Origin of the sequence: uncultured Roseibium sp., from assembly GCF_947496995.1 — a bacterium.
In the GTDB taxonomy this organism is placed as follows: Bacteria; Pseudomonadota; Alphaproteobacteria; order Rhizobiales; family Stappiaceae; genus Roseibium.
Map to the genome: position 1 here is coordinate 136803 of NZ_CANMFD010000006.1, position 25868 is coordinate 162670.

At 59.6% G+C, this 25868-nt stretch carries 25 protein-coding genes and 2 pseudogenes; 19 read left to right on the top strand and 8 right to left on the bottom strand.

Going from position 1 to position 25868, the window contains the following annotated elements; translation table 11 throughout:
• The first annotated feature begins 106 nt into the window (after positions 1–106).
• From Q1B40_RS21780 to Q1B40_RS21790, 3 genes are all read left to right on the top strand, one after another.
• Complete coding sequence (locus Q1B40_RS21780; protein ID WP_299819530.1) at positions 107–1141, top strand: hypothetical protein; 1035 nt, start codon at positions 107–109, stop codon at positions 1139–1141.
• Between the two features lie 13 nt (positions 1142–1154).
• A complete protein-coding gene (locus tag Q1B40_RS21785) occupies positions 1155–2276 on the top strand; it encodes an MFS transporter (RefSeq protein ID WP_299819533.1) in 1122 nt (373 codons plus the stop codon).
• Positions 2277–2406: 130 nt separating this feature from the next.
• Positions 2407–2631: a hypothetical protein gene (locus Q1B40_RS21790; protein ID WP_299819536.1), complete on the top strand. Its 225-nt coding sequence runs from the start codon at positions 2407–2409 to the stop codon at positions 2629–2631.
• A gap of 43 nt (positions 2632–2674) precedes the next feature.
• Here Q1B40_RS21790 and Q1B40_RS21795 read toward each other — a convergent pair whose 3' ends face one another.
• Positions 2675–3160: a DUF305 domain-containing protein gene (locus tag Q1B40_RS21795; protein WP_299819537.1), complete on the bottom strand. Its 486-nt coding sequence runs from the start codon at positions 3158–3160 to the stop codon at positions 2675–2677.
• 254 nt (positions 3161–3414) lie between these two features.
• Between Q1B40_RS21795 and Q1B40_RS21800 the strand changes: the two genes are divergently transcribed.
• From Q1B40_RS21800 to Q1B40_RS21830, 7 genes and pseudogenes are all read left to right on the top strand, one after another.
• The gene (locus Q1B40_RS21800) at positions 3415–4941 is read left to right on the top strand and encodes a YifB family Mg chelatase-like AAA ATPase (protein WP_299819538.1); all 1527 of its coding nucleotides are present in this window, start codon (positions 3415–3417) and stop codon (positions 4939–4941) included.
• A 34-nt stretch (positions 4942–4975) separates the two neighbouring features.
• A pseudogene (locus Q1B40_RS21805) lies at positions 4976–5227 on the top strand (ATP-binding protein); the annotation flags it as partial.
• 199 nt (positions 5228–5426) lie between these two features.
• Positions 5427–5588 carry a hypothetical protein gene (locus tag Q1B40_RS21810; RefSeq protein ID WP_299819539.1) on the top strand — a complete coding sequence of 54 codons (162 nt, stop codon included), beginning with the start codon at positions 5427–5429 and terminating at the stop codon, positions 5586–5588.
• A gap of 7 nt (positions 5589–5595) precedes the next feature.
• Complete coding sequence (locus tag Q1B40_RS21815; protein ID WP_299819540.1) at positions 5596–8517, top strand: winged helix-turn-helix domain-containing protein; 2922 nt, start codon at positions 5596–5598, stop codon at positions 8515–8517.
• A gap of 109 nt (positions 8518–8626) precedes the next feature.
• Positions 8627–9523: pseudogene (locus Q1B40_RS21820) on the top strand (YifB family Mg chelatase-like AAA ATPase); the annotation flags it as partial.
• Between the two features lie 115 nt (positions 9524–9638).
• Positions 9639–9878: a BrnA antitoxin family protein gene (locus Q1B40_RS21825; protein ID WP_299819541.1), complete on the top strand. Its 240-nt coding sequence runs from the start codon at positions 9639–9641 to the stop codon at positions 9876–9878.
• A 176-nt stretch (positions 9879–10054) separates the two neighbouring features.
• The gene (locus tag Q1B40_RS21830; RefSeq protein ID WP_299819542.1) at positions 10055–11020 is read left to right on the top strand and encodes an agmatinase; all 966 of its coding nucleotides are present in this window, start codon (positions 10055–10057) and stop codon (positions 11018–11020) included.
• 89 nt (positions 11021–11109) lie between these two features.
• On the opposite strand, the gene Q1B40_RS21835 is transcribed toward Q1B40_RS21830, so the two are convergent.
• Entirely contained in the window at positions 11110–11724 is a 615-nt protein-coding gene (locus Q1B40_RS21835; protein ID WP_299819543.1) for a TetR/AcrR family transcriptional regulator, read from the bottom strand.
• A 519-nt stretch (positions 11725–12243) separates the two neighbouring features.
• Between Q1B40_RS21835 and Q1B40_RS21840 the strand changes: the two genes are divergently transcribed.
• Positions 12244–13191 carry a homocysteine S-methyltransferase family protein gene (locus Q1B40_RS21840; protein WP_299819544.1) on the top strand — a complete coding sequence of 316 codons (948 nt, stop codon included), beginning with the start codon at positions 12244–12246 and terminating at the stop codon, positions 13189–13191.
• A 75-nt stretch (positions 13192–13266) separates the two neighbouring features.
• Here the strand turns inward: Q1B40_RS21840 and cysK are convergent, their stop codons facing one another.
• The 3 genes from cysK to dut form a co-directional block, all read right to left on the bottom strand.
• Positions 13267–14226 carry a cysteine synthase A gene (cysK, locus tag Q1B40_RS21845; protein WP_299819545.1) on the bottom strand — a complete coding sequence of 320 codons (960 nt, stop codon included), beginning with the start codon at positions 14224–14226 and terminating at the stop codon, positions 13267–13269.
• Positions 14227–14383: 157 nt separating this feature from the next.
• Positions 14384–15043 (bottom strand): HAD family phosphatase, encoded by a 660-nt coding sequence (locus Q1B40_RS21850; protein ID WP_299819546.1) that lies wholly within the window; start codon positions 15041–15043, stop codon positions 14384–14386.
• A gap of 17 nt (positions 15044–15060) precedes the next feature.
• Positions 15061–15510 carry a dUTP diphosphatase gene (dut, locus tag Q1B40_RS21855; RefSeq protein WP_299819547.1) on the bottom strand — a complete coding sequence of 150 codons (450 nt, stop codon included), beginning with the start codon at positions 15508–15510 and terminating at the stop codon, positions 15061–15063.
• A gap of 193 nt (positions 15511–15703) precedes the next feature.
• On the opposite strand from dut, the gene Q1B40_RS21860 reads away from it, so the two are divergent.
• The 3 genes from Q1B40_RS21860 (at position 15704) to Q1B40_RS21870 (ending at position 17686) form a co-directional block, all read left to right on the top strand.
• Entirely contained in the window at positions 15704–16120 is a 417-nt protein-coding gene (locus tag Q1B40_RS21860) for a hypothetical protein (RefSeq protein WP_299819549.1), read from the top strand.
• A 22-nt stretch (positions 16121–16142) separates the two neighbouring features.
• The gene (locus Q1B40_RS21865) at positions 16143–16724 is read left to right on the top strand and encodes an OmpA family protein (protein WP_103221954.1); all 582 of its coding nucleotides are present in this window, start codon (positions 16143–16145) and stop codon (positions 16722–16724) included.
• Between the two features lie 167 nt (positions 16725–16891).
• A complete protein-coding gene (locus Q1B40_RS21870) occupies positions 16892–17686 on the top strand; it encodes a class III extradiol ring-cleavage dioxygenase (RefSeq protein ID WP_299819553.1) in 795 nt (264 codons plus the stop codon).
• A 51-nt stretch (positions 17687–17737) separates the two neighbouring features.
• Here Q1B40_RS21870 and coaBC read toward each other — a convergent pair whose 3' ends face one another.
• Positions 17738–18967 carry a bifunctional phosphopantothenoylcysteine decarboxylase/phosphopantothenate--cysteine ligase CoaBC gene (coaBC, locus tag Q1B40_RS21875; RefSeq protein ID WP_299819555.1) on the bottom strand — a complete coding sequence of 410 codons (1230 nt, stop codon included), beginning with the start codon at positions 18965–18967 and terminating at the stop codon, positions 17738–17740.
• Between the two features lie 34 nt (positions 18968–19001).
• Complete coding sequence (locus Q1B40_RS21880; RefSeq protein ID WP_299819557.1) at positions 19002–20213, bottom strand: penicillin-binding protein activator; 1212 nt, start codon at positions 20211–20213, stop codon at positions 19002–19004.
• Between the two features lie 269 nt (positions 20214–20482).
• Between Q1B40_RS21880 and rsmI the strand changes: the two genes are divergently transcribed.
• From rsmI to gshB, 3 genes are all read left to right on the top strand, one after another.
• On the top strand, positions 20483–21397 hold the full coding sequence (rsmI, locus tag Q1B40_RS21885) for a 16S rRNA (cytidine(1402)-2'-O)-methyltransferase (protein WP_299819751.1): 915 nt from the start codon (positions 20483–20485) through the stop codon (positions 21395–21397).
• A complete protein-coding gene (locus Q1B40_RS21890) occupies positions 21398–21787 on the top strand; it encodes a YraN family protein (protein WP_299819559.1) in 390 nt (129 codons plus the stop codon).
• A gap of 108 nt (positions 21788–21895) precedes the next feature.
• Positions 21896–22840: a glutathione synthase gene (gene gshB, locus Q1B40_RS21895; protein WP_299819561.1), complete on the top strand. Its 945-nt coding sequence runs from the start codon at positions 21896–21898 to the stop codon at positions 22838–22840.
• 409 nt (positions 22841–23249) lie between these two features.
• Here gshB and hppD read toward each other — a convergent pair whose 3' ends face one another.
• Positions 23250–24362: a 4-hydroxyphenylpyruvate dioxygenase gene (hppD, locus tag Q1B40_RS21900; protein ID WP_299819563.1), complete on the bottom strand. Its 1113-nt coding sequence runs from the start codon at positions 24360–24362 to the stop codon at positions 23250–23252.
• A gap of 128 nt (positions 24363–24490) precedes the next feature.
• On the opposite strand from hppD, the gene Q1B40_RS21905 reads away from it, so the two are divergent.
• Positions 24491–24964 carry an Lrp/AsnC family transcriptional regulator gene (locus tag Q1B40_RS21905; RefSeq protein ID WP_068408625.1) on the top strand — a complete coding sequence of 158 codons (474 nt, stop codon included), beginning with the start codon at positions 24491–24493 and terminating at the stop codon, positions 24962–24964.
• A 115-nt stretch (positions 24965–25079) separates the two neighbouring features.
• Positions 25080–25823 (top strand): tellurite resistance TerB family protein, encoded by a 744-nt coding sequence (locus Q1B40_RS21910; protein WP_299819566.1) that lies wholly within the window; start codon positions 25080–25082, stop codon positions 25821–25823.
• Positions 25824–25868 lie beyond the last annotated feature (45 nt).

Consider the following 25868-nt stretch of genomic DNA (forward strand, 5'->3'; position numbering starts at 1 on the left):
AGGCTCAAGCATAACGTTCTATTATGGGGCGCTGCAATTATAAATTTATATCTCGAAAAAAAATCCCGTAATCCGGGAGTCTCTTTCGTCAAAGTGGGTATTCGATATGACTCTAGCGCTTTCAGCCGGCCAAACGGACTATCGGGAAGCAACCGAACCCCTCCTGTCGCTGCAGCAAAGAGTGCATCGGACGATTGCCTGTCACACGGAGTTCAGTCTCGATCGCATCGTCACGCAGGACAACAGGGTGAAATACACCAACGCGGGCCGGCGGGAGAACGCCACCGATCATCTTGACGAAGTTTTCAGGCTCATGCGGGAGCTGAACCTGACCGGCGTCGGCTCCCCGTCGCTGGGCCGGCTGAGCGATGAGGGCACGTCCTTCCGCGAGGCTCTTCAGCAGATCTGCGCGCGCATCGCCGGGATGGTCGGCTCGGGACCGCTGGTCTATGTCGAACTCGGACCGGAGCCGATCAAGACCGGGTTCATTCTCAGGACACTCATGGAACTGGGTGTCGTCATAGACCGCTACATCGCGGTCGATATCAACCCGATGTCGGTGTCGCATATGCGGCCGGCCCTGCAGGAAATTCTGCCTGAAACGCCTCTGGAATTCATCACGACAAGTTTTGACGCCTTCCGGCTGAGCGACGCCGTTGAGGCCGGCGGCCCGGCCGCGCTCGTCACCATGCTGGGCTTCCAGGAAGGCAACGACGATCCCTATACGGTGAACGGCTGGCTGCGCGACATCGTGCGTCCGGGGGATTTTCTGCTGTCGGAAAGCCAGCTTTATGCTGGCCCGCAGATCGAGAAGATACCGGAATTTTACGCCCACCCGGCCATGCAGCGCTTCTCGCGCATCGCCTTTGAACAGGCGGTCGATGCCGCATCGCCGACATTGAACAGGTTCTTTCTGTTGCCGGTTGCCTTTCAGGACGGCCGGACGGCGAAGGTCGCCATTCTCGGAGAGGAATTTTCCAGTACAATCAATGGAAGAAACTTGCACGTTTCCAACTTCTGCCTGAAACTCACGCTCGAGCAGTATCGCTATTACAGGCGGCACGGCGGATATTTCGAGATTGCCGGCGAGACCCTGACCGATGACGAAACACTTCATTTCCAGCTCTCGCGCCGGAAATAACGGGGACGCCGCAATGACCCGCAGTGTGACCGCCGCGGGTCTCGCGATGGTGGCCGTGACCTACGGCCTGGCGCGCTATTGCTTCGGGCTGTTCCTGCCGGAAATTCGACTGGAATTCGGCCTGTCTCCGGAGATGATCGGGCTGATCGCTGGCGCGTCCTATATGGGATACCTGGCCGCGACCTTTGCCGGATCCTGGCTGTCCACTGCTGTCGGACCCCGTTTACCCATCCTTCTGGGCGGCTTTGCCGCGGCTTCGGGCATGGCGATCATCGGCGCGGCTCCGGACCCGTGGATCCTCGCGCTCGGTGTTTTCATCGCCGGAACCAGTCCGGGTCTTTCCTACCCGCCCTTCTCCGATGTCATAGTCCGCTACACCGAGCAGCGCCGGCAGAACTCCGTCTATGCCTGGATCAATTCAGGCACCGGCTTCGGTGTGGCCTTTGCCGGGCCGCTGGCCCTCTATGCAGGCGAAGACTGGCGCCTGGCCTGGCTGGTTTTCGCCGCCGTTGCGCTGGTGGTCACCTTCTGGAACATGGCCACGCTGCCCAGGCGCACCGTCGTGCCGGGCAAGACGGCAATGAAGGTTTCGCTCGGTTTCCTGTTTCACCGGGCCGCCCGGCCGCTGTTTGTCGCCGCGCTTCTGTTCGGGGTGATCACGGCGGTTTTCTGGACCTATGCCGTCGAATTGTTATGGACGCTTACGGGCAATCCCCGCGACGCGGTCCTGTTCTGGATCGTGCTCGGTATTGCCGGTGTGACCGGCTGTTTTGCCGGTGGGTTCGTCAACAGATGGGGGCTGCGCCGCACCTTTCTGGTGCTGGCGCTGGCGGTCGGGGCGGCAATCGGAGCCTTGCCGCTGCTGATCGGCACCAGGCTCGGCATCTATCTGTCGGCGGCCAGCTTCGGCACCGGCTTCATCGTGATGACCGCCCTGTTCGGCATGTGGAGCATGCGGATTTTCCGGGAAACACCGTCCATCGGCTTCGGATTTACCTTCTTCCTGCTTTCTCTCGGCCAGGGCGTCGGTCCGGTCGTCGGCGGGTTCATGATCCCGGTCATCGGCCACTCGGCACTGTTCGTCGCCGCCGGCGCGCTGTGTTGCGGACTGACATTGTTCAAAGTACCGGAATAAGCAGAAAGTAGGGCATAACACCGCATTATGGTGGCGACCATCCGTATAACCGCTATTTGCTGGCATTCTCAATGATTGTAGGGTTCATTCAAGCACGTAATGATTGATAAGAAAGTCACGGCTAGAACCCATGATCGTATGCTCTGAGAGAAAAAAAGACGTTCAACTCGACGTGGCGCTTTGCCGCGCGATGTTCGAAAAGGATCCAGACAGGATGATCGAGCTGGTTTCCGAGTGGCTGGAAGTCAACAGGCTCGCCACAAGTGACAGGTTCCGCGTTCCCCCGTATCTGGAAGACATGCTTGCCCGCGCCAACGGTTACACCGGAACCTGGCGCCGCAACCTCGCGTCTTGAACACAACTTGGATATTTGCGTATTTCTGTCTTTCCAGGCCCGGTCACGGGTTCGCGCTCAGGGCACTGACCCTGGTTGAATCGTTTTCCAGATCTTCTATCAACTGTTTCATTTCCGCGATCTCCCGGACCTGGGCCTCAATGATGCCGTCGGCAAGGTCACGTACCCGGGGGTCGGTTATCTCTGCACGCCGACTGGTCAGGATGGCGATGGAGTGATGCGGGATCATCGCTTTCATCCAGGCAACATCGCCGATCGTTTCCTGACTGCGCACCAGATAGAGCGAACCTGAAAAGAGGATCGCCGCGGCGGCCAGGATCGCGATATTCGCAAAGCGGTTGCGGTACATGTTCAACATGAAGGCAAGCATGACGACCGCCATGGCCGCACCCATGTAGAGCGCCATGAAAAGTCGCGTTTCGCTGAAATAGATGTGATCGGCCGCGTAGGTATTCAGATACATCAGCCCGAACATGACCGCTGTCGAAGCGGCGATCATCGCCAGGAAACGCAGATAGGAAGTGTGCATGGGACCTTTCCTCAAGTGATGAGCATATGAGAGCTATCGGGACCGACGGGCAATCCTGACGGCAGCAGGACCTTCCGGTCCCCAGGTTCTGGCAACTCAACGGTCAGGAGGCCGGTCAGGTTCCCGTCGGCGTTAATTTCGGCATCGAATGGTGGCACCGGTCTTTCATTCGTTCCACATTTGTTCTTGCACGTTTTATTCTTGTGTGCTTGTTTTGGATACACTTTCAGGTAGAGCGTGTTGAAGAACCCACCATGGTCAGCAAGGTAACAACGGTCGCGTTTCAGGGAATTGAGGCAGTGCCTGTGGATGTGCAGGTGCATGTCGGGCCGGGCATGGTGGCCTTCACCATTGTCGGTCTGCCGGACAAGGCGGTGGCCGAAAGCCGTGAACGTGTCCGCGCCGCCCTGTCAGCATCGGGCCTGGCGCTGCCTGCCAAACGGGTGACCGTCAATCTGGCCCCCGCCGACCTGCCCAAGGAAGGCTCGCACTACGACCTGCCGATCGCGCTGGGCGTGATGGCGGCCATCGGCGCGATCCCGGCGGAGTTCCTGGCAGGCTTTGTGGTGCTGGGAGAACTGGGCCTCGACGGCACGCTGGCGCCCGTCGCCGGGGTTCTGCCCGCAGCCATGGGCGCCAACGGGCTCGGCAAGGGCCTGATCTGTCCCGAGGCGAGCGGTGGTGAGGCCGCCTGGGCCGATCCCGACATGGATATTCTGGCGCCCCGTTCCCTCATTCAGCTCGCCAATCATTTCAAGGGTACGCAGGTCCTCTCCCGCCCCGCGGCAAAACTTCAGGGACGCGCGGGCGACATGCCGGATCTCGCCGAGGTCAGGGGACAGGAAAGCGCCCGCCGCGCTTTGGAAATCGCCGCTTCCGGCGGCCACAATCTTCTGATGACCGGCCCTCCGGGCTCCGGAAAATCGATGCTCGCCAGCCGGTTGCCGTCGATCCTGCCGCCGCTGACCCCGCGCGAACTTCTGGAAGTCTCGATGATCGCCTCGCTGGCCGGGGAACTGGCCGAAGGCAAGCTGACCGACCGCAGGCCGTTTCGCGCGCCGCATCATTCCGCCTCCATGGCGGCCCTTGTCGGCGGCGGCCTGAAGGCCCGGCCGGGGGAAGTCTCGCTTGCCCATAACGGGGTGCTGTTTCTGGACGAATTGCCGGAGTTCAATCCGCAGGTGCTCGACAGCCTGCGCCAGCCACTGGAATCCGGCGAGGCGGTGATCGTCCGCGCCAATCACCGGGTCACCTACCCGGCGCGCATCCAGCTGATCGCTGCCATGAACCCCTGCCGCTGCGGCCATGCCGGCGAACCCGGCCACCAGTGCCGCCGGGGCGAGCGTTGCGTCACCGACTATCAGGCCCGCGTGTCGGGTCCGTTCCTCGACAGGATCGACCTGAGGATCGAAGTGCCCGCCGTCACCGCGGCCGACCTGATCGGTCCGGCGGAGGCCGAACCCTCCGCAACGGTGGCGGAGCGCGTCGCCGAGGCCCGCAGAATACAGGGACAGCGTTTTCTGGAGTTCGGCGTTTCCTGCCGGACCAATGCCCAGGCACCGGCCGCCATCGTCGAGACCATGGCCAGGACCGACGACCAGGGCGTCGCCTTTCTGCGTCAGGCCGCCGAAACACTTCAGCTCAGCGCCCGTGGCTACCACCGCGTCCTGAAACTCGCCCGCACCCTGGCCGATCTCGACGGCCAGGACAGCGTCAGCCGCATCCATCTGGCCGAGGCAATGAGTTACCGCGGCCAGGACATGTCGCGCCGGGCGGCATAGCGGGTCCAGCCCGCCCGGCCATGGGTGCCAATGGCTTGGCAAGGGATTGATCTGTCCGGAGGCAAGCGGCAGCGAGGCCGCTTGGGCCGATCCCGACATGGATATTCTGGCGCCCCGCTCTCTCATTCAGCTCGCCAACCATTTCAAGGGCACGCAGGTCCTCTCCCGCCCCGCGGCGAAACTTCAGGGGCGTGCGGGCGACATGCCGGATCTCGCCGAGGTCAGGGGACAGGAAAGTGCGAGACGCGCCTTGGAAATCGCCGCTTCCGGTGGCCACAATCTTTTGACGTTGTGACACATTAATTTCCGCGAATCCGTCGCTACCGTCGAGTACAACTTGGCTTGGGTCGATGCTGTAGATTAACGCGCCATTCCGGAATTCCGTTTTCTTTCCGTTTTTTGTCCGAAATGTTTCCGTCCTCATACCGGGATTCAAACGAGAATATTTGATGTCCTCGCATCCTCGGAACGATGAGGAGACTGAAATGTTTAAGTTGCTACAGATACTGAAGGCAATCGCACACGGCGCAATTTCCGCTATCACGTTGCATTTCCTCGCATTCCTTGCTCTCATTACGGTTGAATTTGCCGCGCACCAGATCGGTCATTTGATCGGTATCGTGCTCTACCAAATGGCCATGCATTGAGGGGAAGATGTCGCGGGAGCTTTATGAAATTCAAGCCGGTGGCATCAGCTACCGGCTTGACGTCGCGGCGCGACGAGTAACCGGACCTGGAGACGCGATAATTCCGGTTGGCGGTATCCATTGGGACTTGCTCTGCTACCTTATAAGAAGTCCTGGCGATGTGATCAAAAATGATGATCTCCATAGGCAGGTTTGGGTTGGCAAAACGGTCAATGAAGAAACTGTCGAGAAAACCATTCGGAATTTAAGGAGATTACTTGGGGACAAGAAACCTTGGAGAATCATCGAGACAGTTCGCGGCGTGGGATTCCGATTGAATGCCGCAGTTCTGCAAATCACAGAGAATTTGTCCAACGAAGTTGACAGAAACGAAGCATCCGTAAGCTTGGTACCCGTGCAGTTGGCGATTGGTGAGGCTACTCAGCCAAAACCCATTAAGGTCCAGATGAAACTGGAACCAATGGCCTTTCGATTGGCTCACGAAATTTTTCAAGAACAGCCAAGGCCTTTGCGCCAATTCGAACTGTTTTGCCAAAATAACCTTGGCTACTTCTCGCGTTCATTATTTGCAAAAGCGCGAAATTTAGATCCGAATCTCTTTCCAGATGAAGAAAAAATTGTTCAAGATTTCTTACAAGATAACAAGAAGCATCTTGTTATATACGGAAGCGGCGGCTCCGGGAAAACAACACTGCTGAGACGCATCGCAGAGGGCTTTGAAAACATTGAGGGTCTGCAAACTTTTTATTGTATCGATCCAACTGGCCTAGAGCCAGCGGACCTTCGCTCCTTGACGATACAGAACAAAGCTTTGATCGTTATCGACTACTTTGAAAAGTGCCCCAACTTTGTAGAAGTGAGCAGGGCGTTAAACAAAATGCAGCATGTCAAAACGTTACTGGCCTGCCGACAGTCCGCCATAGAGAACATTATCGACGCAGTTGGCGAACAAAATTGCCACGAAATAGCATTGTCATCTTCCAACGATAGTGAGATGTATCTTCGATGGGTGACTGAAAATATTGTAAAGGTGGGTGTAAAAGGAAAACTTGGATACGAAGTAAAAAAGCACTATAGCACTAATCCGTTGATGGCTTCATTTATTGCTTACCAAATTTTTCTAAACAGAATAGACAAGAACGCGATATCAATCGTTAGAAGTTCCGGAGATTTTCACGAGTGGGTGACGTCAAGTATTTCCTCTCTTGCTAATACGAATTTATATGCATCTGAGGCCTTAAATATAAAAGACGTCCGAAGTGCTTCTTTCGAAATATTTGCAAATATTTACCTAAGTAAAATTAGTAGCAAAGCGGAAAAAATTGCGTCTATTTTGTTAGATGATGGTTTTTTAGTTATTGATCGAATAACCGCCACCTATAGTTCGGCCCACGATGTGATTGCTGATGCTGCGATCGTTGTTTGGCTTAAAAGTTTCAGGACACCAACTTCATCCTTTCAGCTATTGGCGGACATTCAGAAATTAGTATCAAAGTACGATACAGAACGTGAATGGTTAAATTTGATTGGCGTGTTTGATCGGATTAGTGTTGATAAAATTGTCCGCGCCGACGTTTCGATCCAAATTTCTGAAATTATTGCACGAGAAGTTTTGAACCAGAACCAAATCGGTCTACAAACGATCTTGGCAGTTATTACATCTTCATTCCTTCCAAATAATATTAAAATGATGACAGTTCGCGACATGCTTGAGCGAGGCGAAGATCAATACGCAATATTTAAATACATCGCCGCACCTTTCTTAGATATGCTTGCTGAGGCTGCGGACGGCAATGTTCGAACTCTTCTACTCAAACGTTTTGATGAAGCACTTCTTGCCGAGGCTGATCAGATCATTGCGCCTAGAGATTATTATTCGTCTAACCGCCTCTTGGTTGAAGCGTATCGGAAGTTTAGCGAGCGTTATGAGCCTGCCGTCCTTGCATTCTACAACCATCAAATTAAGCGCGAGAATTGGAAGGTAATTTTTTTGGTCATCGCTCTTCTTCGAGAATCTAGCTCGAGCGAAGGGCTGGACCTCGATGCCATGACGGAAACTTGTCTAAACAAGTTTGGTGGCTTGAAGGATGCCCGATTCCTCATCGAACACTATCTCCAAACAAAAAGAGATCCAGTAAGAATGCTCAAGTTCGCGAGAGTTTGGCTTCAGTCTGGGAATCACGCAGACGGTGAGTTTATTGCCACAGAAGGGGTGTATTTCCTAATTTGTGAATGGGTTGAGGCAGGGGGCGAGCTTGACGCACTCCGAATAGAATTTGATCATTGGGCACAACTCAAATTAAATGGCCCTAAATTTGGCGTCTCGCAATTTCTATTTCGCTACTTCAGATACCCCAATCTCTACGAGAATTTGAGTTCCGCGAACCAAGAAATATTGACCGATTTGGCTGAAGAGTTTCTTCAAAAAGCCGATGACAAAAAGTTCTTAGGAAAGAAATTCTTTATCCTAAAAACTCTCTTCCAGAAAGGGTTACTTAAAAATTCGATTGCTGGCAAAGTTATATTGAACACGCCCTATGAAAAGAGTCTGAAGTATTTCGAAAAGCCGGGAGATTTGATTAACGCTGACGTCGCGCTCAATTTAGCTAATGCACTTATGCATGATACTATTAATAGTCCCACAGATCGACGGAAGACCGCTAGGAATTTGGCGGCGCTTGATGATCTGATGCAGTCCTTAGGGGTTTCATCTCAATACAGGGCAGCATTATCTACTTGGTTAAAAGCGGACGACAGTGGACGCAAAAGCTTTTTCAGTAGATGGTACAGATTATATGGCACTTTCACTCCGTTTGAGAAAGAAGCCGTAGATTGCTGGAGATTCCCTGGAAATAAAGAAGAGCTTCTTTCATATCAGGAATCTGACGAGTGGATTCAGGCTGTACGAGACATTGATGCATTATACTAGGGATCCGTCATCTTTATACCAACTGCCCAGAAGAGCGCGTCCAGGACTGAGTAACATGACAAGGTAGGTATTCGCATGGTTCTGCCATTCTGGTTAGAGCATCGGCGACTACAACTAGCTGATGACAGGCCCTCCGGGCTCCGGAAAATCGATGCTCGCCAGCCGATTGCCGTCGATCTTGCCGCCGCTGACCCCGCGCGAACTTCTGGAAGTCTCGATGATCGCCTCGCTGGCCGGGGAACTGGCCGAAGGCAAGCTGACCGACCGCAGGCCGTTTCGCGCACCGCATCATTCGGCCTCCATGGCGGCCCTAGTCGGCGGCGGTCTGAAGGCCCGGCCGGGGGAAGTTTCGCTGGCCCATAACGGAGTTTTATTCCTGGACGAATTGCCGGAATTCAATCCGCAGGTGCTCGACAGCTTGCGCCAGCCGCTGGAATCCGGCGAGGCGGTGATCGCCCGCGCCAATCACCGGGTCACCTATCCGGCGCGCATCCAGTTGATCGCTGCCATGAACCCTTGCCGTTGCGGCCATGCCGGCGAACCCGGCCATCAGTGCCGCCGGGGCGAGCGTTGCGTGACCGACTATCAGACCCGCGTATCCGGACCGTTCCTCGACCGGATAGACCTGAGGATAGACGTTCCCGCCGTGACCGCCGCCGATCTGATCGGTCCGGCGGAGGCCGAACCGTCCGCCGTGGTGGCGCAGCGTGTTGCCGAAGCGCGCAGGATACAGGAACGGCGCTTTCTGGAGTTCGGTGTTTCCTGCCGGACAAATGCCCAGGCCCCGGCTGCCATCGTGGAAACCATGGCCAGGACCGACGACCAGGGCCTCGTCTTTCTGCGCCAGGCTGCCGAAACGCTTCAGCTCAGCGCCCGTGGCTACCACCGTGTGCTGAAACTTGCTCGCACCCTGGCCGATCTCGACGGCCAGGACAGCGTCAGCCGCATACATCTGGCCGAGGCAATGAGTTACCGCGGCCAGGACATGTCGCGCCGAGCGGCATAACGCGACATAGTCTGACGGCAGAATCATCACGATCTGAAGACAGCATATTAGAATCCGTGCCCGGGGTTTTTCCGGCTATGCTGTGCGCCACAGCCTCAAACATTGGAATCACATCATGGCTCACCCGCCCCGCCGTCATACCAGCGCCATCGAAAGGGCCGAGTCCCTTTTCAAGTCGGCGACGACAAAGCCGGCCGCAGAAGCGCCGAAGCCCGCCGGAACAGCGTTGCCCGTGGGCAAGGAAACCGTGTCCGTGCGTCTCGACCGGGATGTTCTGGCCCATTTTCAGGAAGACGGCCCCGGCTGGCAGGACCGCATCAACGCAGCCCTCAGAAAAGCCGCGGGTCTGAGCTAGAGCGTTTCGTGTACAAGCGGGCTCCTGCATTCAATTTAACGCGACATGCTCTGGAACGGTGGGCTGCAGACAGGCAGGCATGCGGCATCCGTGCCGGTTTGAACGGTGCCCTACTTTCCCGTGCGACGGATCGGTGCTGTAGTGGCGTTTCGATTCACGTCAGGAAAGTGCGCGGTATGTCATCGGATGGAGCGTCTCACGGCTATGAAGGCGGGCGGCTGAACCTGCCGTTTGTCGGCATATGCACTTTTGGAAAATACCCTTGTCAGCCGGACTGGGACGCCATCGACGCGGATGTCGCCGTGATGGGGGCGCCTTTCGATATGGGCACCCAGTGGCGCTCGGGCGCCCGGATGGGACCGAGGGCTATCAGGGAGGCCTCGACGCTGTTCTCCTTCGGCCATGGCGGCGCTTACGATTTCGAGGATGACATCACCTATCTGCCGTCGGAAACGACGCGCATTGTCGATATCGGCGACGCGGATATTGTCCACACCGACACGGTGGAAAGTCACAGGCGGATCGAATTTGGTGTCCGCAAAATTCTGGAGGCCGGCGCCCTGCCGGTGGTCCTGGGTGGCGACCATTCGGTGAACATTCCCTGCATCAACGCCTTCGACGGGCAGGAGCCCGTTCATGTGGTGCAGATCGACGCGCATCTGGACTTTGTCGACGAGCGCCACGGCGTGCGCTACGGCCACGGCAATCCCATGCGCCGCGCGGCGGAAAAACCCTATGTGACCGGCCTCTCCCAGATCGGCATCCGCAACGTCTCGTCAACGGCGCGCGAAGGCTATGAGGACGCCCGCCGCATGGGGTCCGACATCCAGTCCGTGCGCCACGTGCGCAAACTCGGGATCGAAGGGATGCTGGCCCGTATTCCGGAAGGGGCCCGCTATTACCTGACCATCGACATCGACGCCTTCGATCCCTCCATCGCCCCGGGCACGGGAACCCCCAGTCATGGCGGGTTCCTGTACTACGAAGTGCTGGAACTGATCGACGGCCTGGCCAGACGCGGGACCATTGCGGGGCTGGATCTGGTGGAGGTCGCGCCGGACTACGACCCGACCGGCTCCACCAGCACCCTTGCCGCGCAGCTTCTCATGAACACCATCGGCAGGATCCTGCACCACCGGTAAGGATAACCGGGTGGCGGCCCCTACGATGATCCGGCTGCAAAGGACCGGTATTCATGATCCGGGCCCCGGGAGGAACCAAAGGGCAGGTGTCACAGTGCAGGTGAGAAGAGGAGCCTGATGTAGGACCGCAGAAGAACAATCTGTTGCGGGAGAACGGCGGTCTCCCCGACCGCACGGGACAGGACGATGCCACCCTCGACGGTCCCGGTGATCATGTCGGCAACCGTCATGAGGTCCACGTCGTCCCGGGGCGGATAAATGGCGGCGATTTCCTTCAACACTCCGAGAAAGCGTTCCCGCCAGGCCAGAATAGCCTGTCGATTCAGGTCGCGTACCTCCTGGTCGAACATGCGTTCCGAATAGGCAACCGTTGCCACAAGACAGCCTGGGTGACCGTTCGGTAGGTCTTCCATCAGTTCCGCGAAAAGTTTCAGTCCGATCAGGAAGGAATGCAGCGGATCCCCGTGCAGGTCGCGGGCGCGGTCGAAAATATCATCCAGGATCGCGTTTTCGGTATCGAGATATCTTTGCAGCAGTGCCCTGGCAAGATGGTTCTTGTCCCTGAAATGGTAGAAGAATCCACTCTTGGTGATGTCCGCCGCGGAAATGATTTCGTCGATGGAGGTTCCACCGAAGCCTTTCGATAGAACGCTCGCCTCGGCAATATCGAGGATAAGCTCACGTTTCGACTGCGCCTTGGCCATTTACCGTCTCGAACCACTTAATTTTTCAATTTTCGTTCCAAAACCGCACAATTGTGCGCCGTGACCGCAGCACGTCAAGGCGGCTTAGCGTCCGGCGCGGGGCATGACCACTGTACCGGCGGTCAAGTCGCGGGACGGCCCGGCTGGGCCTTATTCCCGGTTGGATCCGTAAATATCTGACAATAATAGACAATTTGCGCAATCCGGAGACTTGACCACGGGTCTTCTATCGCCGGACGCCGCCTTCCCCCATCTATGACGGCGTAAACGGGAACTTTCCGTTCCTTCGCAAGAACTTTTTTGCTGGTGATTTCAAGATGACAATATTTCCCCGCACTGCGCGGCTCCGTCCCGGCTTCGGTTTCGTCGCCGGGATTGGCCGTTTTTTCAGGAAGAAACCTCGATCAGGCCCTGTGAAGGGCGGTCTGCACGGGCTCGACCCGCACCTTCTGCGCGACCTCGGCCTGCGGCCGGACGCACGTTCCCTGTCTATTTTCAACTTCCATGAGGACTAATCCCATGAGCGGCAAGACTTTTCCGTCGCCGACCCCCGGCAGATACTACCTGACCGAGGGCGGTACAGAGACTGAAATCATGTACAAATGGGGCTTCGATCTCCCGGAATTCGCAATGTTTCCGCTGCTTGAAAAGCGGAAGTCCGCGGATGTCATCCGCGGTATGTACCGGCGCTATCTTGATGTCGTGGCCAGATACGGCCATTCGGCTCTTATCGGCGGTTTTGACTACCGGGCGAGCCCGGACTGGGGCGCAAAGCTCGGCTATTCCGCGAGTGCGCTGGCCGAGGCGAACCTGCGATCGATCCAGTTTCTGAAGGATGTGGCCGCCGAATATGAAGCGGATATCCCGTCAATGCTGTTTAGCGGATATGTCGGACCGCGCGGCGACGCCTACGGGCTGAACATGTCGGTCACGGAGGAGTCTGCCGAGGAGTATCATTCGGTGCAGATCGAAACCCTCGCGCGGGCCGGAGTGGATCTTGTCTGGGCGCTGACCTTCAACAATCCGGCGGAGGCGATCGGTGTCGTCCGGGCGGCCCGCCGATTGGACCTGCCGGTTGCGGTGTCATTTTCTCTCGACAGCACGCACCGCCTGAAATCCGGGTTTCCCCTGTCGAGGGCGATCGCAATCGTCGACGAAGCCACAAACGGTTATCCCGCGTTCTACTCCCTCAATTGTTCCCATCCCCAGGAATTCGAACCGGCGCTCGAGGATTGGAACTGGACGTCCCGCCTTCGCTCAATCCGACCAAATGCCGCGAAGATGGACAAGATCGCGCTTTGCAAGCTCGGCCATCTTGAGGAAGGCGACCCGGAAGAGCTCGGCCGGCTGATGGCCGATGTCTTCAGGCGCCATCCGCATATGGACATCTGGGGAGGCTGCTGCGGAACCGGTCACGTCCATCTGGAGGAAATTGCGCGGCACCTGCCACAGCCGGTGCCGGCATGACCATGACCGTCGGCACCCTGCGTGTCATTTCAGCCTGATTCATCGGGCCGGGTCCCGACCCTAACGCGACAGGCCCTACAGCCCTTCGAACAGCGCAGTCGACAGGTAACGTTCGGCAAAGGACGGGATGATCACGACGATGTTCTTGCCCGCCATCTCGTCCCGCTGTCCGACCCGGATCGCGGCGGTCAGCGCCGCGCCGGAGGAGATGCCGACCGGCACGCCTTCGGTTTTGGCAACTTCGCGGGCCATGGCGAAGGCATCCTCGTTGGCGATGGTCTGGACTTCATCATAGACGGATGTGTCCAGAATGGACGGGATGAAACCAGCACCAATGCCCTGGATCTTGTGCGGCCCAGGCTGACCGCCGGACAGGATCGGGCTGTCCGCCGGTTCCACCGCAACCACATGCACATCGGGATTGCGCGTCTTGAGCACCTGGGACACGCCGGTGATGGTGCCGCCGGTGCCGATGCCGGAAACGAAGACGTCCACCTTGCCGTCCGTGTCGTTCCAGATTTCTTCGGCCGTGGTGTTGCGGTGGACTTCCGGGTTGGCCGGATTTTCGAATTGCTGCGGCATCACCGAGCCCTCGATCTCGCCCAGCAGCTCTTCGGCGCGGGCGATCGCGCCTTTCATGCCTTTCGGGCCTTCGGTCAACTCCAGTTCAGCGCCCATGATCTTGAACATCTTGCGGCGCTCGACGGACATGGTCTCCGGCATTACCAGGATCAGCCGGTAGCCCTTGGCGGCGGCAACGAAGGCAAGTGCAATGCCGGTATTACCGGATGTCGGCTCCACCAGAGTGGTCTTGCCGGGCACGATCCTGCCGTCGGCTTCCATCGCCTCGACCATGGCGACACCAATACGGTCCTTGACGCTGGAGATCGGATTGAAGAACTCCAGCTTGGCCAGCAGGTTGCCCTTGACGCCATGGGTCTTCGCGAGACGGTCCAGTCTGACGATCGGCGTGTCGCCGATGGTATCCGTGATGGAGGAATAGATTTTTCCCCGGCCGCTGGTCTTGATGGTCATTGATGTCTCCCTGAAGCAACCTGTTCGCATTGGCAGCACAGGAAAGCCGTGCAATCCTGATTGGTTGGTGGGCTAAGATAATACGGCCATTGGAAAGTTTTAAGGGGTTTGAGATGCCTTTACCGCCACGCCGGTAAAACCTTTTTCCCCGAAAAGCTCATGTTTTGGAAAACAGCAGGTCCGGAAGCTCCGCCATGGCCTCGAACAGTACCGCGCCCGCCGCACGCATCGCGTCCCGGTCGCAGGCCGGGTCCTCGACAAAGGCGAAGGCGCGCATGCCCGCCGCCCTGGCGGCCAGGACGCCCGGCACACTGTCCTCGACGACGGCGCAGCTTTCCGGCCGGTGGCCCATCGTGCGGGCGGCAAGAAGAAAGACATCCGGGGCCGGTTTGCCCTTTTCGCAATCTTCCGCCGAAAACAATCTGTCGCTCAGCCGCGGCAAGAGACCGGAGCTGCCGAGCGTCGTGTGCATTTTCCGGTATTTGCCGGAAGAGGCGACGCAATAGGGCACCGCGCGTCGGTCCAGATCGTCCAGAACCGCCTCGATGCCGTCAATGGCGGCCACACCGGCCTTGAAGACTTCCAGATCCCGGTCGCGCACCTGGTCCGGCCAGTCTGACGGCAAGGTCCGGCCGGTCAGCTCTTCGACAAGCTCCTGCACGCTTTCCAGTGTCCGGCCCATGAACTGTTGCTGGCATTGCGGCCCGGTCATCGGATAGCCGAGTTCCGTGACGATGGCGGCCATGGTCCGGTTCGCCATGCGTTCGGTATCGACGAGAACGCCGTCGCAATCGAAAATGACAAGGCCTGGTTTCATGAGAGGTCCCCGGCGGTTCAGCTTCGGCCGGTCGAGCCGAAGCCGCCTGCTCCGCGCGTCGTGTCCGTTAGGTCCGTGACTTCCAGGATTTGCGCCTGGAGCACGGGCGCGATCACCATCTGGGCAATCCTGTCGCCGCGGCTGATTTCGAATGGCGCGTCACCGTGATTGATCAGGATGACCTTCACCTCGCCGCGATAATCCGCGTCGATCGTGCCAGGCGTGTTCAGAACGGTGACACCATGTTTGGCGGCAAGGCCGGAGCGCGGCCGGACCTGTGCCTCGAAACCGGCCGGCAGGGCCATGGCAAGCCCGGTGGGGATCAGCGCTCTCTTTCCCGGAGCAAGAACCATCGATTCGCCGACGGCGGCGAGGAGATCGAGTCCCGCGGCCAGATCGGACTGATAGGCGGGGAGCGGGAGGTCCTTGCCGTGGTCAAGGCGCTTCAGTTCCAGGGAAATTTGCATCGTCGGTTTCCGGCTGTGAGGTCCCGGCTGAGTGACGATATTCGGCGCGTGCTGTCAAGAACCGGGCGGCAATTGCGGCAAGGATCTGATCGAGGAAATGGCAGCACCTACTTGCGGTCGAGGCATTCTCCTGAAACACTCCGGCGCATAACGATGGTGCCACGGCCTCGGGCCGATTTGGGAGACAAGCAATATGAGACAATTGATATTTGCGATTATGGCCTTTGCGATGCTTGCATCGGCGCCGGCCGTCGCACAGACCGTCGGCTTCGCCGAAGCCATCAAGATGCTGGGCGCGAGCTGCGGCAAGGACATCGAGACTTACTGCAAGTCGGCTTCTCTTGCCAACAACGGGATCACCAACTGTCTTGAAAAGAACAAGGCGAAAGTCTCGGCGAAATGCAATGCCGACCGGGTGACCGTTCTTTCGCTGATTCGGGAACGGCTGGCTGCCCAGGCATCGGTCGCGCAGATCTGCAGCCGTGACTCCGCGCAATACTGCAAGGGCGTCAAGGAAGGCGCGGGACATATTCTTCGCTGCCTGTTGAAAGCCAAACCTTCCGTCAGCGCGAAATGCAACACCGCCATCGATCTGGCCGGTTACCGCTAACACCGGTTTTTGGAGAATTCTTATGAAAACATATCTTCTGGCCGGTCTTTCAGCGGCAATTCTGGCCGTTTCCAGCGTTGGCGCTGCCGCACAAACCAAACTGAACCGCAATGAAATCATTAACTCCCTGCAGGGGGCGCAGCAGGAAGTGGACCTGACCGCCGACCAGATGCAGAAGGCGGCGATCGAGAACATCCGGAAATATCCCGGAGCCAATTCACCGCACGACATGCCTCTGTCGGCCAAGTTGGCGACCTTGCGCCAGTTCAACGTCGAGATCACCTTCGAATTCGATTCCGACCGTATCCGCCCGGATTCCTATGAGACGGTCGGATTGATCGCCGATGCGCTTCACACGCCGTATCTGCAGGGTCAGACCTTCGTTATCGTCGGCCACACCGACGCCAAGGGCCCGCGCCAATATAACCTGGACCTCTCCATCAAACGCGCGCAAGCCGTGCGCGAGGCACTGGTCACGACCTTCCAGGTGCCGGGCCAGTATCTGTTTGCCGTTGGTCTTGGCGAGGAACAGCTTCGCGACCCGTCCAAGCCGGACGCGGCAGTCAACCGGCGCGTCCAGTTGATCAACTTGGGCTACAAATAAACGGCCCAAGTCAGGGTCGGGCCGTAAAAAAGCCTGAACGAAGCCATGGTTTCCCGGTCGATTGTTCAAGAATCCGGAACAAATAATCTCCGGAATGACATCTACCGGGAACCTCCGAAGTCTCTATCTTCAAACGACGAAGAGATGGAGATCCAGGGAGTGGCACAGTGACAGACACACAATCCGGTGGCGGCGCGGTGTTTTTTGCGCACGGCGCGCCGACACTGGCGCTGGAAGATACGGCGGCGAGCCGGTTCCTGAAGTCCTTTGCCGCCGGCCGTCCACGGCCGAAGGCGATCCTCATTCTCTCACCGCACTGGGAAACGGACGGGCTGAAGCTGTCCGCGCCGGGCCCCTTGCGCACCTATCACGACTTCCGCGGTTTCCCTCGGCCCCTCTACGAGATTTCCTATCCCGCCGTGGCAGGTGAAGCTCAGGTCGGCGAGGTCGCGCGCCTGCTGAAAGCCGGGGGCCATGACTTCGAGCTGGATAACAGCTGGGGTCTGGATCACGGCGCCTGGGTGCCTCTTTCGCTTGCCTACCCGGCGGCCGATATCCCGGTGAGCGCCCTGTCCCTTCCCCGCGACAGCACTCCATCAACGCTATTCGCCCTCGGGCAGACCCTTGCTCCCCTGAAGGATCAGGGTGTCCTGATTGTCGGTTCAGGCAGCACGACCCACAATCTCGGAGAGATCCAGCCGCAAGGCTCGGTGGTGCCGGACTGGGCGACAAAATTCGATGGCTGGCTGGACGAGGGGCTGCAGACAGGTTCGATCGACAGCTTCAGCGATCTCAACTCCGGACCGGAATTCCGCCGCAACCACCCGACGGAGGAGCACCTCCTGCCGCTGTTCTTTGCCTTCGGAGCGGGAGCGCCGGACAGAAAACCGAACCTTCTGCACCGCAGCTACGAATACGGCACGATCAGCATGAGCTATTTCGAGTTCGCCGGGCAGACCTGACAGCCATCTTCTCCCGCTGCTTCATCAACTGATGCGTGGAGCGCTTCAGGATTACGACAGATCCTTCAGAGCGTCCACCGCCTTGGCGATGATCCGTTGCGCCACCTCGGCCTTGGACATTTGCGGCCAGTCGTCGACACCGCTGCGGCTGACGAGGTGAATGGTGTTGGCGTCCCCGCCCATGATGCCGGTTGCCGGGCTGACGTCATTGGCGACGATCCAGTCGGCGTTCTTGCGCTCCAGCTTGCCACGGGCGTTGTCGACCAGATCGGTTGTTTCGGCGGCAAAGCCGATGAGCAGCTTCGGCCGTAGGCTTGCGTGATGGCCGATGGTGGCCAGGATGTCCGGATTTTCCGTGAGCTCCAGCGCCGGGGGCTTGCCGCTGCCATCCTTCTTGATCTTCTGCGTGCCTTCGCTCGCCATGCGCCAGTCGGCGACGGCGGCGGCCATGATGGCGATATCCGCCGGCAGCGCGGCCTCCACCGCTTGCAGCATCTCGTTGGCCGATTCCACCTGGATCACAGCCACATTGGCCGGGGCCGGCAGAGTGACCGGTCCCGACACCAGTGTCACGCGCGCGCCGGCCGCGTAAGCCGCCGCTGCCAGGGCGTGTCCCTGCTTGCCGGACGACCGGTTGGCGATATACCGCACCGGATCAATCGGCTCGTGGGTCGGGCCGGACGTGATCAGCACATGTTTTCCGGCAAGCGGCAGACGCCCGGCTTCCAGATCCCTGTCGCGCAGCACGTCTTCTACGGCGGCCACGATGTCCAGCGGCTCGCTCATCCGGCCTGTTCCGGCCTCGCCCTTTTCCGCCATCTCGCCTGCCGCAGGCCCGCAGAAGCGGATGCCGCGGTCTTCAAGAACCGCCAGATTGTGCCGTGTTGCCGGGTTCTTCCACATTTTCGGGTTCATGGCAGGGGCGGCCAGCACCGGCTTGTCCGTTGCAAGCAGAACCGCTGTCGCCAGATCGTCGACGATGCCATGGGCCACCTTGGCCATCAGGTTTGCCGTCGCCGGGGCAACCAGGATCAGGTCGTGATCCCGCGCCAGGCGGATATGGCCGACGTCATGCTCGGCTTCCCGGTCGAACAGACCGGTGAACACCTTTTCCGCCGACAGCGCGCCGACCGCTAGGGGGGTGATGAATTCCTGCGCGCCACCGGTCATGACCGGAATGACACGGGCGCCGCGTTCCTTCAGCCGCCGGATCAAATCGAGGGACTTGTAGGCCGCGATACCGCCGCTGATGATCAGCACGATCTGTTTGCCGCTCAGCATCTTGACCCCATACTCCCGGTGATGGCGGTTAAAGTCAGAACCCGGACCGGAAATCCCTCGGTGCCGGGGAGATCACCTGCGCGCCGCTGCCGGTGATCTGGTAAACCGCAAGGCCGCGCTGGTTGAGGCCATTGGATTGGAAGCGGAACAATCCGTCAATGCCGATGAAGCCATCGCGGTTGGTCAGGATGCTCTGCTGAAAGCGCTGCTGCCCGGCGGAGCGGATCAGGCCCGCGGCGAGTGTCACACCGTCGTAGACGAGGCTGGCGTTGCGCGGCGGCACCGATCCATAGGCGCTCTGGTAGCGCTGGGCGAAGGCCTGAAAGCTCTTGTCCTCCGGACCGGCGAACCAGGCACCGGCGAGGATAGGGTTGCTTTTCTCCTGGGCGGTATCCCATTGGCCCGAACCCAGCAGCTTGACCCGGCCGAGATTGGCGTTCTGGCTGACCAGCGTCTGCACGACAAGCCCTGGAACGCCGCCGGCTGCCGGCACGAACAGGGCGTCGATGTTGTTCAAGACGGGCTGCAGCGCCTGTGTCTTGGCGATCAGGTCGGACGTATCGGTGCCGTTCAGCTTGTAACGCTGGATGGTGGCGATGCGGCCACCTCCCTGCCCGACTTCCTGGCGGAACGCGGCCTCCACGACAGCGCCGTAGGACCCTTCGGGAATGAGGGCGGCATAGGAACTCTTCTGCTGGCTGTTGGCATAGCTGATCGTGCGCTTGACGTCGCTTTCCGGCAGGAAGCTCAGCAGATAGACACCCCTCGCGGCGACCGATGTGTCCGTCGAAAAGGCGATCACCGGCACGCCCGTTGCGCGCGCTGCGGTGGCGGCGCCGGAAACGGCGGGGGCGAACACGGGGCCGAGGATCAGTTCCGCGCCCTCCGAAATTGCCGCCTGCGCTGCGGCCCGGCCGCCCTCGGCGGTGCCGTTGGTGTCTTTCACCAGCAGCTGGACATCGGCGCTCGGGAAATTCTGCAGCGCCAGCGTGGCGGCATTCTTGAAAACCGTTCCGATGGAAGCGTTGCCGCCATTGCTCGACAGCGGCAGCAGCAACCCGACGCGGACACTGCCTGTGCCGATCACCTCGCCGGTGACCTGCGGCTGGGCGCCCGGCTGCACCTGGTCGCCCGGTAGCGAGCCGAGCGTTGAGCCCATGCATCCGGCAAGCAGCAATGCACTGGCGCCCGCCAGCACAGATTTCAAAACCAACCGTCTGCACCGATGCACGTTTTTGACCCGCATTCCACTTGCCCTGTTCCGTCGTCACCCTTACCAGAAGACTTACGTATTCACTGCAGGCATGTCCAGTTTTAGCGGTGTTTCAATGCCGTATCCGCCTGATCAACGGTGGATTTGCCTTGCATCGGTTGCGCTCAGCAGGTAGCGCAAGGAAGAAATCCGTAACCCGGAGACCGGATTCGCCGGTTGCCGCAGTCGCTGTTCAGGTCGCCCTGCCGTTAAGGGTCTGCGCAGGATGGCAGGAGATCCGGACCAGCGTGAAAGGACGCCCGATGGGAACCGACAGTCCCCCGCCCGCGGCGGACAAGAACCGCTACAGCCTGTCCGAACACACCTTTTCCGCGCCCAATCTGGAGCCGGCGCTTTATATCGTTTCCACCCCGATCGGCAATCTCGGCGACATCACGGTGCGGGCGCTGGAGACACTGGCTGCCAGCAGCGTCATCGCCTGTGAGGATACAAGGGTGACCGCCACGCTGACGCGGAAATTCGGTCTCAAGACGCCGCTTCTTGCCTATCACGAGCACAATGCCGACAGGCAGCGGCCAAGGATCCTGGCGGAGCTTCAGGCCGGACGGGCAGTCGCCCTCGTTTCCGATGCGGGCACGCCGCTGGTCTCCGATCCGGGCTACCGGCTTGTCCGCGACGTGGTGGCGGAAGGTTACAACGTCATTCCCGTTCCGGGCGCCTCTGCCCCGCTCGCAGGTCTGGTCGCCTCCGGCCTGCCGAGTGACACCGTTCTCTTTGCCGGCTTCCTGCCGCAAAAAGGCGGGCCGAAAAGCAAGCGCCTGGCGGAGCTTGCCCGGGTTCCGGCAACGCTGATCTTCTTTGAGTCCCCCCACCGCACCGGTGCGACCCTTGCGCTGATGGCCGAAACCCTGGGCGGGGAACGCGACGCGGTGGTGGCGCGGGAGGTGACCAAGCGCTTTGAAACCTTCGAGCGCGGCACCCTTGCCGAACTGGCGGAGCGTTTCGCGGATCGGCAGGTCAAGGGCGAGATCGTCATTCTGATCGGCCCGGCGGAAGAAAAGCCGGAAGACGAAGGCGGCGATCTGGATGCGTTGCTGCTGGAAGCGCTTGAGGACATGCCGGTCAGCACGGCCGCCAAGAAAGTCGCCAAGGCAACCGGACTTGACCGCAACGAGGTCTATAAACGGGCACTGGACCTGAAATCGGGGGACGCCTGAATGGCGCGCGGACGTGGCGGCCCGGACACCGAACAACGCCGCCGCGCCCATGCGCTCGGTCTGTCCGCCGAAACCTTCGCAGCCTGGTATCTGCGCCTGACCGGCTGGCGGATCCTCAAGCGCCGCTACAAGACGAAGGCGGGTGAAATCGACCTGATCGCCAAACGCCGAAAAACCGTCGCCTTCGTTGAGGTCAAAGCCAGGAAAACCCGCCGGGCGGCGGTCGAGGCGGTAACGCCGGCAAGCCAGAAACGTATTTCGCGCGCAGCCAGGATATTCGTTGCCAAACACCCGAAAGCCGGTTTTTTCACGCTCCGCTTCGACGTGATCGTCATCCGCCCCTGGGCCCTGCCGGAGCGGATCGAGAACGCCTTCGAGGCCTGGGAATAGACGCCACTCAGTGTCCTACTGGACAAAGCCGACCCCGCACCGCATATCTGGACCAACCGTTCTCATATTCCTTGGCGCATTCGCTGCGTCCCCGCCGGGAGTTGCCTCATGGCTTTGAAAGTTGCGGTCCAGATGGACCATATCTCGACCATCAACATTGCCGGCGACAGCGCCTTTGCGCTGATGCTGGAAGCGCAGGCGCGGGGCCACGAGCTGTATCACTATACGCCCGACCGGCTCGCCATGCGTGGCAACGAGGTGTTCTGCACGATGGAACCGGTGAAGGTTCGGGACGAAAAGGGCAGCCACTTCACCTTCGGCGAAAGCCTGCGTTTCAACATGCGCGAGATGGACGTGGTGCTGATGCGCCAGGACCCGCCCTTCGACCTTGCCTATATCGCCGCGACACACCTGCTTCAGAAGATCCATCCGGACACGCTGGTGGTCAACGACCCGATGGAAGTCCGCAACGCGCCGGAAAAGCTGTTCGTCACCGAATTCGCCGACCTGATGCCGCCCACCCTGGTCACGCGAGACAAGGCGGAGATCGATCTCTTTCGCGAGGAATACGGCGACATCGTCATGAAGCCGCTCTTCGGCCACGGCGGCGCGGCGGTGTTCCGTCTCACACGGGACGATCTCAACTACGGGTCGCTGTATGATTTCTTCGCGGCCACCTTCCGCGAACCCTGGGTGATCCAGCAGTTCCTGCCCAACGTGAAACACGGCGACAAGCGCATCCTGCTGGTCGACGGCGAATTCGCCGGCGCCGTCAACCGCGTGCCGGCAGCCGGCGACCTGCGCTCCAACATGGTGCGCGGCGGCGCCCCCACCGACAGCGACCTGACCGACCGCGAGCGCGACATCTGCGCCCGCCTCGGCCCCTCCTTGCGCGAAAAGGGCCTCATCCTGGTCGGCATCGACGTGATCGACGGCTGGCTCACCGAAATCAACGTCACCGCCCCCACCGGCATCCGCGCCATCCGCAAACTCGGCGGCCCGGACGTGGCGGCGATGGTGTGGGACGTGCTGGAAGCCAAGGTGAAGGGCTGAACTGCAGGGGGGGGTGCTGCTGCAATCGGGTCAACGGTATCCGGAGGAGGCTTCCCGGTCTTCCCGGGAAGACCGGGCGGTTACGGTCTTGATTTGTCGAGGCTTCCTTGCACCGGATGTCACCTCGGGCGCAGCGAAGCGGAGACCCGGGGCCCACTCGCCGTGCCGCTTGCTGAAGCAAGGCTGATTGTTCATCGACGGTCGCTACCCGCTTCGGGCCTGCGCGCCGTATTGTCCGTCCCGGAGGCTGTGTGTGAAGCGGCCTTGCAGACACCCAACAGAGCCTCTGCGAACGAGTGGGCCCCGGCTCGGCACTGCGCTTGGCCGGGGTGACAGCCGAGGGTGGTACTCAGCTTTTCGGTTCATTCAACGGAGTTGATGTCACCTGTAAGGAGAACAACCGCCCCCCCTACTCCGCCGCTTCCGTCTTGATCACGCCGCGGCGGATCTGGTCTTCCTCAATGGACTCGAACAGGGCGCGGAAATTGCCTTCGCCGAAGCCCTCGTCGCCTTTTCTCTGAATGAATTCGAAGAAGATCGGGCCGATGACGGTTTTGGAGAAGATCTGCAGGAGGATCTTGGTCATGCCGCCGTCGACAACGCCCTCGCCGTCGATCAGGATACCGTGGCGTTTCATGCGCTCGATCGGTTCGTCATGGCCAATGACCCGCTCGTGGGACATCTCGTAGTAAGTGTCCGGCGGACCCGGCATGAACCTCAACTCGTTCTCGGCCAGCCTGTCCGTGCTGCCGTAAATGTCGTCCGTACCGACAGCGATATGCTGGATGCCTTCGCCGTTGTATTTCTTCAGATATTCCTCGATCTGGCTGGTGTCGTCCTTGGATTCGTTCAGCGGAATGCGGATCTTGCCGCACGGGCTGGTGATTGCCCGGCTGACGAGGCCGGTGATGCGCCCGTCGATGTCGAAATAGTGGATCTGCTTGAAATTGAAGAGATCGCGGTAGAAATCCCACCACTTGTCCATGTTGCCGCGAAAGACGTTGTGGGTCAGGTGGTCGAGATAATAGAAGCCGACGCCCTTCGGTTTCGGATCGACCTCGCCCAGCCAGTCGAAGTGCTTCGAATAGGCCGAGCCTTTTTCGCCATAGGTGTCGATGAAATAGAGCAACGAGCCGCCGATGCCGACAATTGCCGGGACGTCGAGCGTCTTGTCGTCGCCTTCATAGGGTGTCGCGCCCTTTGAAACGGCGTGCTCGAAAGTCTTTTGGGCGTCGACCACCCGCCAGGCCATGGCCGGTGCGCAGGGACCGTGCGTATCGACGAAATTCATGCCGTGGCTGCCTGCTTCGGCGTTCAGCACATAGGTGATGTCGCCCTGACGATAAAGCGTGATGTTCTTCGTCTTGTGCCTTGCGACTGGCTCATAGCCCATCTTGCGAAACAGCGCGTCCAGCTTTTCAGGCTCCGGATGGGCGAATTCGACGAATTCGAACCCGTCCGTTCCGGCAGGATTGTCTTCGGTGATTTTCGCAACCGGTGCGTCGTGCGGAAACGGTCCCAAGGCGAGCTCTCCTCTGTGTGTTCGAGTGTTGGAACAAATATGCCGCCAAAGACGCGCAGCAGGTGTGCAAAGCACGTGAAATTGCGTAAGATGTTGCGCGAAATGTGTAAAAAACCAATGAGACATGCATGACAATTGCATTGGACGTTTATGACGTGAAACTTCTGACTGCCCTGCAGGAAAACGCCGCGCTCACCAATGCCGAGCTCGGCGATGTGATCCGGCTCTCCGCCAGCCAGGTGTCCCGCCGCCGTCAGAAGCTTGAGGAGGCGGGGATCATCCGCCGCTACCGGGCGGCGCTCGATCCGGAGGCCCTCGGGCTGAACGTCACGGCCTATGTCGGCGTGACGCTCGGTGCGCACAGCAAGGAAAACGCCGGCAAGTTCAGGGACATGGTCAAGGCCATGCCGGAAGTCCAGGAAGCGCACACCCTGACGGGCGACGTCGACTACATGCTGAAGATCGTGGTGCCGGACCTGAAGGCCCTCAGCCGCATCATCAACGACGACCTGCTGCCCCAGGAAGCCGTCCATCACGTGCGGTCGTCAATTGCCATGGAAACGCTGAAGGACGACAACCTGCTGCCGCTTGCCCGCAGATGATCCGCGCGGCCGGTTTATGGGGATTTGTATTGTGAACTTGCGGGATTTGCAGAAAATCCCATTTGATAGGACGACAGACATTCACCCCCTTCGGGGTTATTTCAGGGAGACACTCATGTTCGACGCAAAATCCTTGCTGGATCAGTTTCTGGGCGGCCAGACTTCAGACCAGTCCGGCGGCCGGGGCGGTTCTCAGCGGGGAGGGTCCGGAGACCTTCTTTCCCAGGGCAAGGATTTCCTGTCGTCGCAAGGCGGGGGACTGGCGCTCGGCAGTCTTGCCGGGTTGATGCTCGGCACAAAGTCAGGCCGGAAAATCGGCAAGAAGGCGGTCACCTATGGCGGTCTCGCCCTGGTGGCGGGTCTCGCATACAAGGCCTATCAGGGCCACAAGGCCAACCAGCAGAACGCACCGCGGCCGCAATATCCTGCCGACGCCCCGATCCCGGTGGAGGACGCGCGCGGCACCGCTTTCGATCCGCGCGAGCAGCCGGGCGGCGAAAACCAGGTGGCTGTGGCACTCCTGACGGCGATGATCTCCGCCGCCAAGGCGGACGGTCATATCGACCGGGAGGAACAGGACCGGATTTTCTCCAAGATCGACGAGGCCGGTCTCGACAGCGAGGCCAAGGCTTTTCTGATGGACGAACTGCGCTCGCCGCTCGACCTCGACAAGGTCGTCGCCAGCGCCACCTGTCAGGAAACGGCGGCGGAACTCTACGCCGCCTCCCGCCTCGCCATCGATCCGGATCATCCGGCCGAAAAGGCCTATCTGCAGATGCTGGCCGCCCGGCTGCAGCTGGATGCCGGTCTGGTCGACGAGATCGAATTCGCCGTTCGCGAAGCGGAAATGGCGCAGTGACCCGCCGCGTCCGGTAGACACAGGATTTCGGGAAACGGCCGGTCT

What these genes read in the sequence shown, in the direction of transcription:
- Q1B40_RS21825 (WP_299819541.1), top strand. Translation starts at nt 9,639, where the DNA reads ATGGCTCACCCGCCCCGCCGTCATACCAGCGCCATCGAAAGGGCCGAG.
- gshB (WP_299819561.1), top strand. Translation starts at nt 21,896, where the DNA reads ATGGCTTTGAAAGTTGCGGTCCAGATGGACCATATCTCGACCATCAAC.
- Q1B40_RS21800 (WP_299819538.1), top strand. Translation starts at nt 3,415, where the DNA reads ATGGTCAGCAAGGTAACAACGGTCGCGTTTCAGGGAATTGAGGCAGTG.
- Q1B40_RS21830 (WP_299819542.1), top strand. Translation starts at nt 10,055, where the DNA reads ATGTCATCGGATGGAGCGTCTCACGGCTATGAAGGCGGGCGGCTGAAC.
- Q1B40_RS21790 (WP_299819536.1), top strand. Translation starts at nt 2,407, where the DNA reads ATGATCGTATGCTCTGAGAGAAAAAAAGACGTTCAACTCGACGTGGCG.
- Q1B40_RS21880 (WP_299819557.1), bottom strand. Translation starts at nt 20,213, where the DNA reads ATGCGGGTCAAAAACGTGCATCGGTGCAGACGGTTGGTTTTGAAATCT.
- Q1B40_RS21785 (WP_299819533.1), top strand. Translation starts at nt 1,155, where the DNA reads ATGACCCGCAGTGTGACCGCCGCGGGTCTCGCGATGGTGGCCGTGACC.
- coaBC (WP_299819555.1), bottom strand. Translation starts at nt 18,967, where the DNA reads ATGCTGAGCGGCAAACAGATCGTGCTGATCATCAGCGGCGGTATCGCG.
- Q1B40_RS21860 (WP_299819549.1), top strand. Translation starts at nt 15,704, where the DNA reads ATGAGACAATTGATATTTGCGATTATGGCCTTTGCGATGCTTGCATCG.
- Q1B40_RS21810 (WP_299819539.1), top strand. Translation starts at nt 5,427, where the DNA reads ATGTTTAAGTTGCTACAGATACTGAAGGCAATCGCACACGGCGCAATT.
- Q1B40_RS21890 (WP_299819559.1), top strand. Translation starts at nt 21,398, where the DNA reads ATGGCGCGCGGACGTGGCGGCCCGGACACCGAACAACGCCGCCGCGCC.
- Q1B40_RS21815 (WP_299819540.1), top strand. Translation starts at nt 5,596, where the DNA reads ATGTCGCGGGAGCTTTATGAAATTCAAGCCGGTGGCATCAGCTACCGG.
- cysK (WP_299819545.1), bottom strand. Translation starts at nt 14,226, where the DNA reads ATGACCATCAAGACCAGCGGCCGGGGAAAAATCTATTCCTCCATCACG.
- Q1B40_RS21905 (WP_068408625.1), top strand. Translation starts at nt 24,491, where the DNA reads ATGACAATTGCATTGGACGTTTATGACGTGAAACTTCTGACTGCCCTG.
- Q1B40_RS21910 (WP_299819566.1), top strand. Translation starts at nt 25,080, where the DNA reads ATGTTCGACGCAAAATCCTTGCTGGATCAGTTTCTGGGCGGCCAGACT.
- rsmI (WP_299819751.1), top strand. Translation starts at nt 20,483, where the DNA reads ATGGGAACCGACAGTCCCCCGCCCGCGGCGGACAAGAACCGCTACAGC.
- Q1B40_RS21835 (WP_299819543.1), bottom strand. Translation starts at nt 11,724, where the DNA reads ATGGCCAAGGCGCAGTCGAAACGTGAGCTTATCCTCGATATTGCCGAG.
- dut (WP_299819547.1), bottom strand. Translation starts at nt 15,510, where the DNA reads ATGCAAATTTCCCTGGAACTGAAGCGCCTTGACCACGGCAAGGACCTC.
- Q1B40_RS21840 (WP_299819544.1), top strand. Translation starts at nt 12,244, where the DNA reads ATGAGCGGCAAGACTTTTCCGTCGCCGACCCCCGGCAGATACTACCTG.
- Q1B40_RS21795 (WP_299819537.1), bottom strand. Translation starts at nt 3,160, where the DNA reads ATGCACACTTCCTATCTGCGTTTCCTGGCGATGATCGCCGCTTCGACA.
- Q1B40_RS21865 (WP_103221954.1), top strand. Translation starts at nt 16,143, where the DNA reads ATGAAAACATATCTTCTGGCCGGTCTTTCAGCGGCAATTCTGGCCGTT.
- Q1B40_RS21780 (WP_299819530.1), top strand. Translation starts at nt 107, where the DNA reads ATGACTCTAGCGCTTTCAGCCGGCCAAACGGACTATCGGGAAGCAACC.
- Q1B40_RS21850 (WP_299819546.1), bottom strand. Translation starts at nt 15,043, where the DNA reads ATGAAACCAGGCCTTGTCATTTTCGATTGCGACGGCGTTCTCGTCGAT.